The sequence below is a fragment of the Alteromonas sp. WD8-37 genome, assembly GCF_055326825.1.
Genome location: NZ_JBUZOV010000003.1, coordinates 228,107 through 243,144, shown reverse-complemented (window position 1 = coordinate 243,144; position 15,038 = coordinate 228,107). Strand labels below are relative to the sequence as shown.

Below are 15,038 nucleotides of genomic sequence, written 5' to 3'. Positions count from 1 at the left end.
CAGAACCGGTCTGTTCTGTTCGCGCCGGCGCGCCTGCCAGATGTTGGCGTACCGAGCTGACCTTATCACCTCTTCTTGTCCATAGAATCGTATGTTCGCGGTTTAAGCTAAACTTTCCTTAATTTGCCAACTGCTTATCAATTTATATAAGCTTCTGTAAATAATGATAAAAAGGAAAACATATGAAAAAACTTATTGTGGCGGGAGTCGCCGTAATAGTGATAGCGGGCATTATCTGGCAAGCGTTTTTTGCCCGGGTCGCCCCGCCTGATTTTACTCAGCATCCGGCTGGTCCAGAGCGCAAGGCGGCGTTTTTTGATTATTTTGCCCCCATTGTCGATGAGCTCAATGCCGATATTCTGGCGCAACGAGAGACGGTTAAACAAGCCTGTGCCGGTGAGGATCCCAAGGCGAAGTTGACCTCTTTAGCCGAGCGTTACCGGGTAGACGCCGCTGAGCTGTCTGATGAGGCCTTTTGTACCACCATGTTGCGCCGGGTCGATGTGATCCCGCCGTCACTGGCACTGGCACAGGGGGCCAACGAAAGTGCCTGGGGTACCTCCCGCTTTGCTCAGCAGGGCAATAACTTTTTTGGCCAGTGGTGCTTTAAACAAGGCTGCGGCATCGTGCCGGATGGTCGCGACGCTGGTCAGAACCACGAAGTGGCAGATTTTCGCTCACCCAGTGCGTCGGTAGAAAGTTATATGCTCAATATCAATCGCCACGAGGCCTATTTGCCCTTGCGTCAAACCCGCCAATCATTGCGCGAAGCAGAAAAGGACATCACTGGGCTTGAACTTACCTGGGGTCTGGATAACTATTCTGAACGGCGGGAAGAATACGGCAAAGAGCTGCGCGAGATGATCCGCTACAACGAATTGACCAAATTTGATGAGGAACTAAATCAGGAATAATGCTGTGCCAGCCACAGCTGGCACAGCACTACACCGAGGATTGAACGACCGCCGGCGCGCAGCGCCGGCCATACTGATTCTGGCCTACCGTGGCGTATGGTCGGTGACCAAACGGTCCAACAGCGACATCACTTCCTGGCTGGCTTGTTCCATCTCGCGCAACTGACGATGTACCTGTTCCTGGTCACCCTGGCGGGCAGCCACGATAGCTTCGCGACCAGCCAGGTGCACTTTGGCATGAGGCGCATCCAATCGGACAAAGGCTTCAGACTGAGCCAGTTTGCTGCCGTTCTGCTGTTGCATCCACTGGCCTAGTCGGCATGAGCGATGATCGCTTAGCTCGTCTGGCTGACGGGATGATTTTTTACCAATGACATTGTAAACCTCGCTCTTAAAGGCCACATGGTCCAGCTTCACGGTTTGCACAAAGGTTTGATGCGACGCCAGCTGAATGGTGTCTTTCATGCTGCCACAATAGGTCACCATCTGATCGTAGCTCTGGTTCAGCTCGCTCACTCCACCAGCCAGATTGGTATTGTTATCCTGCAATTCTGACACCGCCCCCACAGCCGCTTTGGTAGATTGAATAATGCCTTGCACCAGTTCGGCCACTTCACTGGCAGACTTGTTGGTTTCATTAGCCAGCGCCCGTACTTCATCGGCGACCACGCTAAACCCGCGCCCGGCATCGCCGGCACGCGCGGCTTCGATGGCGGCATTCAGCGCCAGCAAGTTGGTTTGGTCTGAAATGCTGGTGATGGTGCTAACAAACTTGTTGATGCTATCGGCGGTATCCGACAAACCGGCAATGCGCTCACTCATCTGTCCCATGCGCGCGTTGAGCGCTTCCATATCCCGGCCAATGCCCTGCAAAGAGGCAGCACTGGTAGTAAACAGGCTGTTGATATCGGTCACCGCGCTGCTTTCTTCCTGGATCAGCTGGTAAGAATGCGCCACTGTCTCACGAATTGCCGCTACCTGGCTCATGGATTCCAGCAACGCATTAGTCAGCGCATCGCCACCGCTTTGCTGCTGTTTGGTCAGCGCCTGCGTTTTACCACGCTCTTCATCCAGGGCCGATTCCAGCGCGTAGATTTTTTCATGTAGCGCATCTTTTTCTGCACATAAGCGTGCAATCTCTTGTTGTTTTTCTTCTAAGGATGACTTGAAGACGAGCATAACCGCCTCTTGTATTAATCAAATGCCAGTTAATACTGACATATTTTAAATAAAAACCTATTGGCCAATAGTTCAACCTGGACGGCGGAGCTACCGGGCGATAGCCCACAAAAAAGGTTATCGGCGCGGGCTACTAAGATCTTGAAGTTTTTTTGTTCAACCATTAAGAGCGGTATACAGCAGGCGCACAGCCAGCAGGGTGACCACCACTGAAAACAGCCGGGTAAATAGCCGGGCCGGAATACGCAACAACACACGTAAGCCCAGCCAGGTTCCGGCAAAGCCGGCCATGATCAGCAGTGCAATCAACGGTAGCCACTGGACAAAGGCAAAACCCACCGCACTGAATACCCAACCTTTAAGCACATGCTGGCTGCTCATGCAGGCGGCAAAGGTGGCGGTGGTGGTCAGTTTGTCGGCGTGAGCTTTGTGAATAAATGCTGCCACCAACGGGCCGGTGGCGCCTACAAACATGGAGATGAAGGTAGTGAGCGCGCCCATCAGGCTGTGCCCCCAGGTCGGCAATCCTGCCATGCGCCATTGCGGGCCCCACACCAGCCATAACATAAAGCCGGCCACCGAGATTTGTAGCCAGTGCAGCGGAAGCTGGATGACAATCTGGCTGGCCAGGGCTGCACCACCCACCGCACCGCCGGCAAACCAGCCTAGCAAGCGCCAATCGATGTGGCGCCAGGTTAACAAAGCACGATTGGCATTGGCGCCACACTGCACCAGTCCGTGCACCGGGATCAGCGCCACCGGGGGCAGGCAGGATGCCATCACGGCTAACAACACTACTCCGCCACCGACGCCGACCATGGCGGTGAGCATGGCTGTGGCAAATGCAGTGGCGCTCAGCAGCCCCACCACCACCAGGCTAAGCTGGCCGTTTACCGTAAGCAGCTCAACCAGGCTAGGCATGGGTCAGGGTTGTCGGTAGGTGGGCCCGGCAAACACTTTGCTTAACTGCAACCAGCTGATGATATTGAACACCAGCGCCAGTGTGACCAGTGCAGCGGCTGCCAGCAACCAGCCGCGTAGTATCGCCCAGGTTGTCGCCAGCAGCAGCAATACCATTACAATTGATTTGACCATCATTATACTCCTTCAAAGACGGGGCTAATGTCACTGTAGCCTCCAGCTGGCGCTTTGTTACGCTAAGAAATTATACCTAAGTGTAATATTTTGTATCTTCTTGATCAGCCTTCTTGCCTATCATCATGATCTCCCTTAATAACTGTGCGAATTTTCCATGTCGGCTGCTATTGCTCTTCACTCATTTATTTTACTGGTAGATGACCAGGATGACGCCATTGCTTTTTTTGTGGACCAGCTCGGTTTTACCTTGTTAGAAAATCAGTACCGTACGGATGGGACACGCTGGGTCAGTGTGGCGCCGCAGGCCAACACAGCGGTGTCGATCATCTTAAAACGTGCGGTGAGCCGCGATGAACAAGCCCAGGTAGGCCAGCAAGCCGGCGATGGCGTGGTGGGAATTTTTGAGGTAAGCAATTTTGCCCAAACCTATGCGCAATATGAGCAGGCCCGAGTCACCTTTTTGACCGACCCGGAATTTGACGGCCTGGCCATGACCTCGCATTTTGTCGATCTGTACGGCAACAAATGGGAATTGCGCGGGCCACGCGAAAGCATGCAGGCCACTGCCTAACCCCGGTTTGCTGTCCGGCCGGTGTCTGAAATAACCGACAACTGGCCGGGAAAATTTTACCCACTGACCTGGCGTCAAATGCTGGGAAATCAATCATACTCAATTACAATCAGGTACTTAGCACGCTTTCACCTACCTGGCACGCATCTGGCAAAACCTTTCATATCGATTATCACGGTAACTGCGACATGGACCGCACACAGCGTTTGCTTATCGGCCTGATATTGTTATGTCTCGCCGGCCATGCACAAGCCAGCCAATGGCAGGACCGGGCGCAGGATGCCTGGATAGACGGCAAAGTTGAGGCTATCTTATTGTTCCACGGGCGGCTGAATACGCTGGACATCAATACGGACGTTACCGATGGCACTGTGATTTTAACAGGCAAGGTTGCCAGCGACGTCGATAAGCAGTTGGCGTCCGAGTTAGCCGCATCGATTGATGGTGTGACAGCGGTAGATAACCACTTATCGGTGGTCTCTGCCACCGACTATGAACAGGATTGGGCATCGTTAACCGGTGATGTGACCGATGCCAAAATTGCCACTGTGATCCGCGCCCGCTTGTTGATGAGCGCGGAATTACGCCACCGCGACATTTCGGTGGATGTGAGTGAGCGCCGTGTCATTTTACGCGGACTGGTGCGCTCGGCCAGTGAGGCAGAACAGGCAGTGGCAATTGCAACGAACACGGCTGACGTTGGTAGCGTCAAAAGTGAACTGTCAATTGACAGTTAATCTCCCCTCCAGGCCTCCACGGCCTGAACTATACCTCTGATTTCTCCCGCCACTGGCGGGAGCTTTTTTTGGGGCTTTTAGGTTGTGCGATTACTGGTGAGCCTTTTTAAGCCACTTCGACGTCATGCTATACTGCGCTGCTTTTTCCTCTTGCCCGGGCCAACCGATAAGGCGATATGACCTACCTGATTTTATTTTGTGCCTTGCTGGCCACCGCTGTGGGCCAGAGTGTGTTTTTAACCGTGCTGCCATCGCTAGGCCGCGAGGCCGGATTAAGTGAGCTGGATGTAGCCATTCTGATGTCCAGCTCAGCGCTGGTGTTTGCCATCGGCGCCAATAGCTGGAGTCGGGTGTCGGGCCGCGTTGGCTTTCGCCGCCTGTTGCTATTGGGATTAAGCGGTTACACCGCTGGCACCTTTGTGTTTGCTTCCATTGGCTGGGCCGGTTTGTCCGGCGCGATCACCGGCAGTGCGCTGCTGATGGCGTTGTTAGTCGCCCGCGCCCTGCAATCCACCATCATGTCCGCCACCCCACCCGCCGCTGTCGGCTATGTGGTGGCTATTAGTACGCCAGCCACCCGCGCCGCAGCCATCAGTAAAGTCACCTCGGCCAATAATTTAGGCCAGGTCCTGGGGCCGCCGCTGGCCGGTGTGTTGGTGGTATTCGGCCTGTTGGTGCCATTGTACAGTGTGCTGGTGCTTACACTGCTGGCCATCGCGCTGGTGGCCTGGAAGCTGCCTCCCCCCCCGGCGACCAGTACCGCTGTCAGCGCACCGTCGGCGGTCACACCGGGGCCGGCCAGAGCTCAGGTTCGTTTGCTGGTCGCCGGCTGTGTCAGCTTGTTTGTATGCATGGCGCTGATGCAACAAAGTTTAAGTTTCTTTTTGATGGATGTGGGCGGTCACGACACGGTAACCGCTGCTCAGTTAACCGGTACAGCCATGATGATCAGCGCGGCCGGCGCCTTGCTGGTGCAGTTTGGGGTTGTGCAGCGCCAACTGTTGTCGGCTACCGCTTTGATTCGCATCGCCCTGCCCCTGCTGGCGCTGGCGTATGCGGTGATGGCCAGCCAGCAACAGCTCCTGCACATATACGTGGCGATGGGCTTGTTGGGGCTGGGCATGGGCGCGGCCTATCCGTCGCTGGCGGCGGTGGCCACTATGCGCTGCGCGCCAGCACGGCAAAGCCGGGTAACCGGGATGCTAACCGCCTCGCCGGCCATGGGCTATACCATGGGGCCGCCGGCCTCCGCCTGGCTTTATGGCATCGACGAACGGCTGCCGTTTTGGCTGGCGGCCAGTTTGATGCTGATGATGGCTATACTGCTGTGGCTAAGCTTTTGGCGTGCCCGTCATCCGGCAGAATAATTTGCACACGCCGGCGGCTCGGCGCTCAATAGTTGGTCAAATTCTAACGGCCGGGCAAAATACCAGCCCTGAAACCAGCGTACGCCCAATTCGCGCAATGCCCGGTATTCTGCGGCGGTTTCCACCCCTTCAGCCACCACCTGGCAGGCAAAACTGCTGGCAAAGGCCAGTAACCCGGTGATCAGCGCCTGGCGTTTGCGATCATGATGAATATTATGGGCCAGGCTCAGGTCCAGCTTAATCACATCCGGCTCCAACTCCAGAATATGCTTAAGACTGGCAAATCCGGCGCCCACATCATCAATGCAAATTTTGAAGCCGCGCTGGCTGAGCGGACGCAGGCATTGCCGGAATTGCTGATAATTTTCAATTTGTTCATGTTCGGTCAGCTCGATACGCACCTGGTGGGGCGCGACATCGGTCAGCAGCTGGGGCAATAAACCACTGACAATCAGCCGCGGGCTGGCATTGATGGCCACCACCAGCTGGTGGCCGATGCGCTGCGCCTGCTCAATACGCTGCACTACCTGGCTGACGATTGCCTGTTCCACCTGTAGCTCCAGGCCCACCACAGCGGCGTCGTGCAGCCATTCATTAGGTGGCCGGTAAGGCTGCGGGGTAAACCGGGCCAGGGCTTCGCAATAGGCAAAGCCACCGGCTTCGCGGCAATATACCGGTTGAAACACCACGTTAAGCTGGCGCTGCTCCAGCACCGCTGTGACGGCGGCCAGCAAATGTTCATTGGCCTGCTGGCGGGCATAAAGGCGGCCCACCACGTTGCCGATGTAGCCTGCCACTCTGTGCAATAGTTCCACGTCTTTCTCAGTGAGCGTGGGATTGGGCTGATGGTCAAAACAACACAGGGTGCCATACACCTGGCCGCTGGCCAGCACAATCGGTACACCGATATAAGCACCGATTTTGTATTGATCGGTCACCCGCAGTTGGCGGGCCAGCGGGTGCTGGCGACAATTCCGGGTCAGCGCATCTAACTGGCCGGCCACGATTTTGCCACAAAAGGTGTCATCCAGCGGATCGCTAGATGCTGGGGTCAGCGGATGGGGCGTGGCGGCTCCCGGCCCCAGCGAGACTCGCTCGACACGGCGCCGGCCGGCCATAAAACGCGCGGTAAACGCCACATCCATGTCCAGATACTGGCGAATAGCGTCCAGTAATTTATCCAGATCGGCCAGGCTTTGTATATCGGCCGGGTCGGTGTAGCCAGGTTGTACCTCAAGCGGGTTAGCTGCACCGGGCAGCGCCACCGGTCGGGTCTGCGACTCCATTTGCATCGGGCTCCAGGTTCCTTATTGGTTGGCAGGGCACACTCATGCCATCTCTTGTTGGTGTATCAAATTTAACCAGCCTGTTATGTATCGCTGCCCATACCTGAATATAAATTCGCCTAGTGTAATCTTTTGTGTTCAGTGTCTATACTCTTCCTCACTGAGTTGGTATCCCATCTCAACCAGTTCAGTAACCATGTGTATTCCAATATTGGCCAGGGCTCTCCAACCCTGGCTTTTTTTTTGCCTGTCGGTTATCAGCAACAACTTTTCGCGTTTTATACAACCTGTGTAGCCCCTGCCGCAGTCGCGGTATAGCGTAAATCAGGCCCACCATCGGGCGCCGGCGACTTGGTGCGATTCTGGCATAGTCCTTCGACGCCGCACTATGTCGGTATCGCTGTTTTACATAAGGATATTTGCCTCATGATTTTGACGATTCGCTCCGAACGCGCCGCGGATATCGCGACGATTCGTGCGGTGATTCAACAGGCATTCAGCCAGGCTGAACATACCAACCATCAAGAACATCAAATTGTAGATACACTGCGCGAACAGGGTCAGCTATATTTGTCACGGGTCGCCGAGCAGGACGGCCAGCTGATTGGCCATATTGCGGTGAGCGCGGTCAAAATTAACGGCCAGGCAAAATCCTGGTATGCCATCGGCCCGGTGTCTGTGTTACCGGCTTTTCAGTCGTTAGGAGGGGGCAGCCGCCTGGTGGAAAGTACATTGCAACAATTACGCGAAAACGGCGCGCAGGGCTGTGTGGTGGTGGGCGACCCGGCCTACTATACCCGGTTTGGCTTTGCCCAGGCTCGGCGCCTGACCTATGCGGGGATCCCGGCAGGGTATTTTTTGAGTCAGAGTTTTGTAGGGGCGCCACCGCAAGGTGCTGTGACCTATCCTAAAGCCTTTTATCCTGATTAACCCGCCAATTTGAGTAGGCGCGGGCAAATCCTTTGCACCTGCCAAATTTACCGTGCTACTGCGACTGTCTCCTGATGATCACCCTGACGCAACGACATGAGTACCGATAAGTCGGTCAGGGGTTGTTGGGCTTGTTCACTTTGCAAATAATCGCTGATATAACTGATGCCAGCCAGATTGTGGCAGGCTTCTTTGGGCACCACGCCCAGATGCGGATTGTGGCGGGTAAACCAGTCAATCATTAAATCTGTGTCACCATCTGACATGGTATACAGTAAATGGTACATACGAATAAACGCGACCTGGATTTCGCTTTCGGGCGAGTCGCCTTCAAAGCCAACCAGCGCAGTTTGGCGTAGCGCAGTTTCACTGATACCTAAAAGTTGTGAAGCTTCACAACTACTTAGTCCCAATTCTTCATAAGCCCAGGTGAACGCTTTCATCACAATAGCAGGGGGGTTGTTTGCCGTTCGCATTACCAGTCTCCTCATTGTTGAGATATTAGGCAATCTAGGCTGTGCGAAATTTGTACCACCCGGGCAGATGGGTCACACTTTTTAATCTTAATGCAGTTTGAATTTGGGCCGCATGATGTTGCTGACCTTGCGCCCAAACAGCGTCATAAGCCCTTTGCCCCAACCGTGAACGGCAAACTGGTGGTTGTTGTACAACGACACATACACCATTTTGGCCAGCCGCCCCTCAACAAACATGCTGCTGTTGGACAGGGAGCCCATCAGGCTGCCCACCGTGCTGTATTTACTTAAGTGCACCAGCGAGCCATAATCTTTGTAGGTAAAGCTTTTCAGACTTTTGCCTTTGATCAGCGCCACCAGGTTATCCCCGGCCACATCCGCCATCTGATGCGCCGACTGCGCGCGCGGCGGCACCCAGGAACCGTTTTTTTGCTGCACTCCGGCACAATCGCCAATCACAAAAATGCTGTCGTCGGTCAGGCTTTGCAGATGCTCGTTGACCTTTATCTGGTTGGCTTTGTTGGTGTCAAAGATGCCCATAGCGGTTAAAAAGTCCGGCGCCTTAACCCCGGCCGACCACACCATCAAATCTGCTTTGATTAATTCGTCATCGCTGGTCACCAGGCCCTGGGCGGTGGCCTCGGCCACTTTGGTGCCTTCACGCAGGGTGATGCCCAAATCCTGCAGAGCTTGTTTGGCCGACATGGCGATGCGATCCGGCAGGGCCGGTAAAATTCGTGGCCCGGCTTCGACGATGGTGACATTGAGCCGCTCAGAAGACATATCCGGCATGCCATAGGCCTGGGCCAGGTTAGCCACATGGTGCAGCTGCGCGGCCAGTTCGGTGCCGGTGGCGCCAGCGCCCACAATGGCCACATGCAGCGCGCTTTTATCTACCGCAGACTGATTGATACGTAGCAACTGGTTCAACAGCGCGCGGTGAAAGGCTTCGGCCTGATCCAGCGAGTCGAGAGCATAACAATGTTGCTGCACGCCGGGGGTATTAAAATCGTTGCTGACACTGCCCATGGCCAGCACCAGGTAATCATAGTCTAAGGTGCGCTGCGGCAGAATTTCATCGCCTTTATCGTCAAACAGCGGGTTAAGCACAATATGCTTGTCCTGCGGCGCGATGGTACTCAGTTCGCCCAGCTCAAAACGGTAATGGTGTTTGACCGCGTGCATGCGAAAGTCGACGCCATCTGAACTTTTATCGATGACCCCGGCGGCCACCTCGTGTAACAGGGGTTTCCAGACATGGGTGCGGGCTTTATCCACCAGCACAATTTCGGCCTGTTTGTCTTTGCCTAACGATTTGCTTAAGCGAGTCACCAGCTCTAGTCCACCGGCGCCACCGCCTACCACCACGATACGTTTCATGTTCAGTCCTGCAGTAAATTTTCCAGCCATGCCCACTTCGTTCTAACAAATAGCCATGGCTGGGAAAATCAGCCTGCCCGCTTATTATGCACGGGCCAGCAGGATCGTTCACCCTGTCGGCATTTTGTATCAATGGTTCACGTGCGCTGGGGCTAATCAGATCCTTGAAGCACCGCGTGGACGCCCGCATGCTAAGAAAAAAGACGGGCCGGCAAATAGGGTTGCTTTAGTTTACGCTGTTTTTTGCCAAAAAGGCGAAACACTTGCATAGCCCCGGCCTGTCATCTTTTTTTAGTATGTGCGCACAGGAGACATGGTGTTATGGATACACTGATTCCCAGTTTGTCCCAGTTAATCGAATTTGCCGTTGCCCCGGTGTTTTTGCTTACCGGTGTAGCCGGTTTTTTAAGTGTGATGTCGGGCCGTTTGGGGCGCATTTCAGATCGCGTGCGGGTAGCCGAACGGCGGGTGCAAACCCTGGCCGACCCGCAACTAGTGGAACGTTCAAAACAAGAAATTTTATTGTTGTGGAGCCGTGTGCGCGCCGCCAACTGGGCCATTGGTTTTTGCGTGGCCTCGGGGCTGATGATCTGCCTGGTGATTGGCCTGCTGTTCGCCGGGTCGCTGCTGATCGTGGATCTGAAAATGCCCATCATTGTACTGTTTGTGCTGGCCATGCTCTTACTGATCTGCGCTCTGCTGCTGTTTTTGGTGGAAGTGCGGCTGGCCACACGAGCTATCAAGATTGTGCGTACCATCCACAAACCCGGCAAGCTACGTTCCAGCTCGCCGCTGTAGTCCGGCTGGCGCCCCACGGCTGGCTAATCCGGCCGTAGCATCACCCGCTTGTTAGCCTCAGTCACCGTAAAATAATCGCCGCTGCCACCACCGCGTAACATCGGCTGCGCGGCGGCAGTCTGGTACACGCCGTCTTTTAAAAACTGCTTGTCGATATGTACGCCCACCACCTCGCCGAACACCATGTAGGCGTCCACCGGCTGGTTGGCCTGATCGTTGAGCTGCACAATCTGGGTAGCCCGGCACTCCATCACCACCGGGCTGGCCTGCACATGGGGCACCCGCACCACCCGTGAGGCGCCAGTGGCCAGCTCGCTCAAAGCAAATTCATCCACCTCGCTGCCCACCTTGGCGCTGGTTTGATTCATCTTGTCCATCAGCGGTGCGCTGACCAGGTTCCAGCAAAACTCACGGGTTTGTTCAATATTGCGCACACTGTCTTTATAGCCCACGCTGGCAAAACCAATGATAGGCGGTACATAGTTAAAGGCGTTGAAAAAGCTGTACGGTGCCAGATTGAGCTGGCCGGAAGCATCCTGGCTAGAGATCCAGCCAATCGGCCGTGGGGCAATAATGGCGTTAAACGGGTCGTGAGGCAGCCCGTGCCCCTGGCTGGGTTCGTAATAGTGGGTCTGGTCCGGCATGGCGGTTTCCTTGGTCGCGGTTTAGCCTTGCTACGGCCGGGCGACGTCCTTGGGTTAGCTTACTTTATGATCGGTAGAGAATAAAAAGGCCGCTGTCGCATTGAACCGCAGCGTCCGCAAACGGTATAAATCGCAGCAACATCAATCACAAGGAACACATTATGATAGGCAGGATGGTCGCACTGCTGGGGCTGCTGTGGGCGGTCGCAGCGCTAACCGATGGCGGGCGCGCACACGCGTTGCCGGATACCAGTGATTATACCCACTTACAGTATGACGCCAGGCTAACGGGTATGCCCTACCCGTTTGACGTGTCAGAATTTGAGTTTGAGTCCCAGGGCATGACTTTGCAAATGGCCTACATGTATCTGCCGGCCAGTGATGGTTTTCCGGTAGTTACCCTGCTGCACGGCAAAAATTTTAACGGCGCTTATTGGGAGCAAACTGCGCGTTGGCTGCATGAGCAAGGCTACGGCGTGTTGATGCCTGATCAAATCGGCTTTGGCAAATCGGCCAAACCGACCGACTATCAGTACAGTTTTGCCAACCTGGCGCACAATACCCAGCGCTTGTTAGACAAGCTCAATATTCGCCGCACGGTGGTGGTGGGCCATTCCATGGGCGGCATGCTGGCCACCCGCTTTGCACTGTTATTTCCCGGCAATACCCAGCGCCTGGTGCTGGTCAATCCCATCGGGCTGGAAAACTATCTTCACTATGTGCATTACCAGGACCCGGATGCGTTTTACCGCAGTGAGTTGAAAAAGATGCCCGAGGACATCATCGCCTATCAGACCCGGCATTATTACGACGGCACCTGGAACGCCCGCTACGCTGAGCATGCCGAGCCCCTGATTGGCTGGACCCAGGGCCCGGACTGGCCGATTCTGGCCAAGGTCAGTGCGCTGACCTATGATATGATTTTTACCCAGCCGGTAGTGGAAGAGTTTGATGCGCTGAGCATGCCGGTCACCCTGATTGTAGGCACTCGCGACCGCACTGCGCCGGGTCAGGACCGTAAACGCCGCGGCGTGGAATACAAGCTTGGCCGTTACGATACCCTGGGCAAGCGTATTAGTCAGACCTATCCGGATATCAAGGTGGTAGAGCTGGATGGCCTGGGGCACCTGCCCCACATCGAAGATTTTAGCCGCTTCAAGGCGCCGTTTTTAGAAGCAGTAGTGCGCAAGAGCCAGCCCTGAGACTGGCTTTGGCGCTGGACTCGACACCAATTAATGGGGTGCCGGCTGACTGCGGATTTTGACCGGCTTGCGCACCAAAGGCGAGGTACGCGTGCCGCGCGGCCGATAATGATAGTGTTTGACGTTGCAGGCCACCTCAATGTCCTGCTCAGCCATGGAATGCGGCTCGCGCACTTTGGATTTGCTTAAGGTATGTTTAAAGCACATAACCACCTCGAAATAATGCTCAATAACCTGCGCATTGATTACTACCACACAGACAGTAATGTCTGTGCTCCTGTATACAGTGTATTCATAATGTATGCCATATCGGCAACGCGCCGCCGGGTGGATTTTTCTCAGCGCTTGGTAGATGATACGCTGTAGCGGCAGGCAGGCCGGCGGATGCCGGTGTTTTTCGTCTTATCTTCAATATATTTAGCCTTTAAGGGTAATTTTTTATGTATAAACTGGTACTTATCCGGCATGGTGAAAGCCAATGGAATTTAGAAAACCGTTTTACCGGGTGGCATGATGTCGACTTGACTGATACCGGTGTAGCACAAGCCAAAAATGCCGGCAAATTGCTACAGGAAGCAGGTTTTGAATTTGATTTGGCCTATACCTCCGTGCTGCTTCGGGCCATTAAGACGCTAAACCTGGCTTTGGAAGAAATGGGCCAGCATTATCTGCCGGTCGAACGCCACTGGCGCTTGAACGAACGTCACTATGGCGCGCTGACCGGCCTGGATAAAGCCGAGACAGCAGAAAAACACGGTGAAGATCAGGTCAAAATGTGGCGCCGCAGCTTTGATGTGCCCCCGCCAGCAGTGGACACTGACAGCGAGCATTTCCCGGCGCATGACCGCCGCTACAACAACATCGATCCAGCCATTTTGCCACGTGCAGAAAGCCTGAAACTGACCATCGAGCGAGTCCTGCCTTACTGGCATGATGTGATCCGCCCGAGTATCCAAAATGGCCAGCGCGTGGTGATTGCAGCCCATGGGAATAGTTTACGTGCGCTTGTGAAATATCTGGATGGGATGAGCGAAGAAGAAGTGCTGGAGCTCAACATTCCGACTGGTGTGCCTTTGGTATACGAGCTGGACAAAGACATGAAGCCTATCTCCAAAAATTATTTAGGCGATGCTGATGAAATCAAAAAAATGATGGACTCGGTGGCGAATCAGGGTAAATCCAAGTAAGCCAACACCCCTTTTTACTAAAACCGTCGCGGCTGCTGCCCCGGCGGTTTTTTTATGCCTGCCTGTCACAGTAACCTGATTGCGCTGTTGGGCGCGGATGAGCCTAACCAGCAAGGTCGGTGCTACTGGGTGATTGCCCATCGGCTGATAAGTTTCTTCAACCCAAGGATGCCGATATGAATATTGCAGTGGCGTTTCACAGCGGCTACGGCCATAACAAAAAACTGGCTTCGATAAGCGCGCTTTTCCTACGCAAACCAGTGCCGGGTACGGTTGGCAAACCACACCAGCGATAGCATTACCGGCACTTCCACCAACACCCCCACCACGGTAGCCAGCGCGGCCCCCGACTGCAGGCCAAACAACGAAATCGCCACGGCCACAGCCAACTCAAAAAAGTTGGAGGTGCCAATCATGCAGGCTGGGGCAGCCACATTGTGCGGCAGGTTGAGCTGCTTAGCCAGCAGATAGGCAATGGCAAAGATGCCGTAAGTCTGAATCAGCAGCGGGATGGCAATCAGCACAATGCTTTGTGGCTTGGCCAAAATCGTGGTGGCCTGAAAGCCAAACAACAGTATCAGGGTGGCAAGCAGGCCGACGATCGACAAGGGCTTAAGCCGCTCCACCCACCCACTAATGGCAGCTTCGCCGTGGCGCTGCAAACGGGCGCGGGTGATCACTCCGGCCACCAACGGCAATAGCACATACAACACCACTGACAGCATCAGGGTATCCCAGGGCACAGTAATGTCCGATACCCCTAACAGCAGACCAGCCAGCGGGGCAAAGGCAATAATCATGATGACATCATTAACCGATACCTGCAGCAGGGTGTAATTGGCATCGCCGCGGGTCAGATGGCTCCACACAAAGACCATGGCAGTACAAGGGGCGACTCCCAGCAAGATCATACCGGCGATGTATTCGCTGGCGGTTTGCGGATCGACCCAGTCGGCAAACAGGCCTTTAAAAAACAGCCAGCCCAACAAGGCCATGGAAAACGGTTTGATCAGCCAGTTAATCACTAAGGTCAGTGCCAGGCCTTTGGGCTTTTTACCCACATCCTTCAGTGCACTAAAATCTACCTGGATCATGATGGGATAAATCATCAGCCAAATCAGCACCGCGACGACCAGATTGACATGAGCCACTTCCAGCGCGGCAACCTGGGCAAAGACCTGCGGCATCACGCTGCCGGCAGCCACGCCCACCACAATACATAAAGCCACCCATACCGACAGGTAGCGTTCAAAAAATCCCATATTGACT

The 15,038-nt window shown here is 54.7% G+C and carries 17 protein-coding genes; 8 read left to right on the top strand and 9 right to left on the bottom strand.

Annotation, left to right across the window (positions count from 1 at the left end; translation table 11 throughout):
• The first annotated feature begins 182 nt into the window (after positions 1-182).
• Entirely contained in the window at positions 183-914 is a 732-nt protein-coding gene (locus tag ACTUJZ_RS10070; protein ID WP_463636180.1) for a glucosaminidase domain-containing protein, read from the top strand.
• Positions 915-998: 84 nt separating this feature from the next.
• Here ACTUJZ_RS10070 and ACTUJZ_RS10065 read toward each other — a convergent pair whose 3' ends face one another.
• The 3 genes from ACTUJZ_RS10065 to ACTUJZ_RS10055 form a co-directional block, all read right to left on the bottom strand.
• On the bottom strand, positions 999-2,093 hold the full coding sequence (locus tag ACTUJZ_RS10065) for a methyl-accepting chemotaxis protein (RefSeq protein ID WP_463636179.1): 1,095 nt from the start codon (positions 2,091-2,093) through the stop codon (positions 999-1,001).
• A gap of 156 nt (positions 2,094-2,249) precedes the next feature.
• Complete coding sequence (locus ACTUJZ_RS10060; protein WP_463636178.1) at positions 2,250-3,014, bottom strand: TSUP family transporter; 765 nt, start codon at positions 3,012-3,014, stop codon at positions 2,250-2,252.
• 3 nt (positions 3,015-3,017) lie between these two features.
• Entirely contained in the window at positions 3,018-3,188 is a 171-nt protein-coding gene (locus ACTUJZ_RS10055; RefSeq protein WP_463636177.1) for a hypothetical protein, read from the bottom strand.
• A 157-nt stretch (positions 3,189-3,345) separates the two neighbouring features.
• On the opposite strand from ACTUJZ_RS10055, the gene ACTUJZ_RS10050 reads away from it, so the two are divergent.
• The 3 genes from ACTUJZ_RS10050 to ACTUJZ_RS10040 all read left to right on the top strand — a co-directional run bounded on the left by ACTUJZ_RS10050 (position 3,346) and on the right by ACTUJZ_RS10040 (position 5,866).
• The gene (locus tag ACTUJZ_RS10050) at positions 3,346-3,762 is read left to right on the top strand and encodes a VOC family protein (RefSeq protein ID WP_463636176.1); all 417 of its coding nucleotides are present in this window, start codon (positions 3,346-3,348) and stop codon (positions 3,760-3,762) included.
• 188 nt (positions 3,763-3,950) lie between these two features.
• Positions 3,951-4,499 (top strand): BON domain-containing protein, encoded by a 549-nt coding sequence (locus tag ACTUJZ_RS10045; RefSeq protein WP_463636175.1) that lies wholly within the window; start codon positions 3,951-3,953, stop codon positions 4,497-4,499.
• A gap of 176 nt (positions 4,500-4,675) precedes the next feature.
• Positions 4,676-5,866: an MFS transporter gene (locus ACTUJZ_RS10040; RefSeq protein ID WP_463636174.1), complete on the top strand. Its 1,191-nt coding sequence runs from the start codon at positions 4,676-4,678 to the stop codon at positions 5,864-5,866.
• On the opposite strand, the gene ACTUJZ_RS10035 is transcribed toward ACTUJZ_RS10040, so the two are convergent.
• Positions 5,851-7,158: a sensor domain-containing phosphodiesterase gene (locus tag ACTUJZ_RS10035; protein WP_463636173.1), complete on the bottom strand. Its 1,308-nt coding sequence runs from the start codon at positions 7,156-7,158 to the stop codon at positions 5,851-5,853. The genes ACTUJZ_RS10040 and ACTUJZ_RS10035 overlap by 16 nt on opposite strands.
• 420 nt (positions 7,159-7,578) lie before the next feature.
• On the opposite strand from ACTUJZ_RS10035, the gene ACTUJZ_RS10030 reads away from it, so the two are divergent.
• Complete coding sequence (locus ACTUJZ_RS10030) at positions 7,579-8,082, top strand: GNAT family N-acetyltransferase (protein ID WP_463636172.1); 504 nt, start codon at positions 7,579-7,581, stop codon at positions 8,080-8,082.
• A 47-nt stretch (positions 8,083-8,129) separates the two neighbouring features.
• On the opposite strand, the gene ACTUJZ_RS10025 is transcribed toward ACTUJZ_RS10030, so the two are convergent.
• Entirely contained in the window at positions 8,130-8,558 is a 429-nt protein-coding gene (locus ACTUJZ_RS10025) for a hypothetical protein (protein WP_463636171.1), read from the bottom strand.
• 87 nt (positions 8,559-8,645) lie between these two features.
• Positions 8,646-9,938: an NAD(P)/FAD-dependent oxidoreductase gene (locus ACTUJZ_RS10020; protein ID WP_463636170.1), complete on the bottom strand. Its 1,293-nt coding sequence runs from the start codon at positions 9,936-9,938 to the stop codon at positions 8,646-8,648.
• Between the two features lie 321 nt (positions 9,939-10,259).
• Here ACTUJZ_RS10020 and ACTUJZ_RS10015 point away from each other — a divergent pair, with 321 nt between their 5' ends.
• Complete coding sequence (locus ACTUJZ_RS10015; protein ID WP_463636169.1) at positions 10,260-10,736, top strand: DUF2721 domain-containing protein; 477 nt, start codon at positions 10,260-10,262, stop codon at positions 10,734-10,736.
• A 23-nt stretch (positions 10,737-10,759) separates the two neighbouring features.
• Here the strand turns inward: ACTUJZ_RS10015 and ACTUJZ_RS10010 are convergent, their stop codons facing one another.
• Positions 10,760-11,380, bottom strand: coding sequence for a flavin reductase family protein (locus tag ACTUJZ_RS10010; RefSeq protein ID WP_463636168.1), 621 nt, complete (start codon positions 11,378-11,380; stop codon positions 10,760-10,762).
• A gap of 161 nt (positions 11,381-11,541) precedes the next feature.
• On the opposite strand from ACTUJZ_RS10010, the gene ACTUJZ_RS10005 reads away from it, so the two are divergent.
• Entirely contained in the window at positions 11,542-12,582 is a 1,041-nt protein-coding gene (locus ACTUJZ_RS10005; protein WP_463636167.1) for an alpha/beta fold hydrolase, read from the top strand.
• Positions 12,583-12,612: 30 nt separating this feature from the next.
• On the opposite strand, the gene ACTUJZ_RS10000 is transcribed toward ACTUJZ_RS10005, so the two are convergent.
• Entirely contained in the window at positions 12,613-12,837 is a 225-nt protein-coding gene (locus tag ACTUJZ_RS10000; RefSeq protein ID WP_463636166.1) for a hypothetical protein, read from the bottom strand.
• Between the two features lie 185 nt (positions 12,838-13,022).
• Between ACTUJZ_RS10000 and gpmA the strand changes: the two genes are divergently transcribed.
• Positions 13,023-13,769: a 2,3-diphosphoglycerate-dependent phosphoglycerate mutase gene (gene gpmA / locus ACTUJZ_RS09995; RefSeq protein WP_463636165.1), complete on the top strand. Its 747-nt coding sequence runs from the start codon at positions 13,023-13,025 to the stop codon at positions 13,767-13,769.
• Positions 13,770-14,017: 248 nt separating this feature from the next.
• On the opposite strand, the gene arsB is transcribed toward gpmA, so the two are convergent.
• A complete protein-coding gene (gene arsB, locus ACTUJZ_RS09990; RefSeq protein WP_463636164.1) occupies positions 14,018-15,031 on the bottom strand; it encodes an ACR3 family arsenite efflux transporter in 1,014 nt (337 codons plus the stop codon).
• Positions 15,032-15,038 lie beyond the last annotated feature (7 nt).

Coding starts and splice junctions, on each gene's coding strand:
- ACTUJZ_RS10045 (WP_463636175.1), top strand. CDS start 3,951: ATGGACCGCACACAGCGTTTGCTTATCGGCCTGATATTGTTATGTCTC.
- ACTUJZ_RS10050 (WP_463636176.1), top strand. CDS start 3,346: ATGTCGGCTGCTATTGCTCTTCACTCATTTATTTTACTGGTAGATGAC.
- ACTUJZ_RS10070 (WP_463636180.1), top strand. CDS start 183: ATGAAAAAACTTATTGTGGCGGGAGTCGCCGTAATAGTGATAGCGGGC.
- ACTUJZ_RS10055 (WP_463636177.1), bottom strand. CDS start 3,188: ATGGTCAAATCAATTGTAATGGTATTGCTGCTGCTGGCGACAACCTGG.
- ACTUJZ_RS10040 (WP_463636174.1), top strand. CDS start 4,676: ATGACCTACCTGATTTTATTTTGTGCCTTGCTGGCCACCGCTGTGGGC.
- ACTUJZ_RS10020 (WP_463636170.1), bottom strand. CDS start 9,938: ATGAAACGTATCGTGGTGGTAGGCGGTGGCGCCGGTGGACTAGAGCTG.
- ACTUJZ_RS10025 (WP_463636171.1), bottom strand. CDS start 8,558: ATGCGAACGGCAAACAACCCCCCTGCTATTGTGATGAAAGCGTTCACC.
- ACTUJZ_RS10010 (WP_463636168.1), bottom strand. CDS start 11,380: ATGCCGGACCAGACCCACTATTACGAACCCAGCCAGGGGCACGGGCTG.
- ACTUJZ_RS10060 (WP_463636178.1), bottom strand. CDS start 3,014: ATGCCTAGCCTGGTTGAGCTGCTTACGGTAAACGGCCAGCTTAGCCTG.
- ACTUJZ_RS10015 (WP_463636169.1), top strand. CDS start 10,260: ATGGATACACTGATTCCCAGTTTGTCCCAGTTAATCGAATTTGCCGTT.
- arsB (WP_463636164.1), bottom strand. CDS start 15,031: ATGGGATTTTTTGAACGCTACCTGTCGGTATGGGTGGCTTTATGTATT.
- gpmA (WP_463636165.1), top strand. CDS start 13,023: ATGTATAAACTGGTACTTATCCGGCATGGTGAAAGCCAATGGAATTTA.
- ACTUJZ_RS10035 (WP_463636173.1), bottom strand. CDS start 7,158: ATGCAAATGGAGTCGCAGACCCGACCGGTGGCGCTGCCCGGTGCAGCT.
- ACTUJZ_RS10065 (WP_463636179.1), bottom strand. CDS start 2,093: ATGCTCGTCTTCAAGTCATCCTTAGAAGAAAAACAACAAGAGATTGCA.
- ACTUJZ_RS10005 (WP_463636167.1), top strand. CDS start 11,542: ATGATAGGCAGGATGGTCGCACTGCTGGGGCTGCTGTGGGCGGTCGCA.
- ACTUJZ_RS10030 (WP_463636172.1), top strand. CDS start 7,579: ATGATTTTGACGATTCGCTCCGAACGCGCCGCGGATATCGCGACGATT.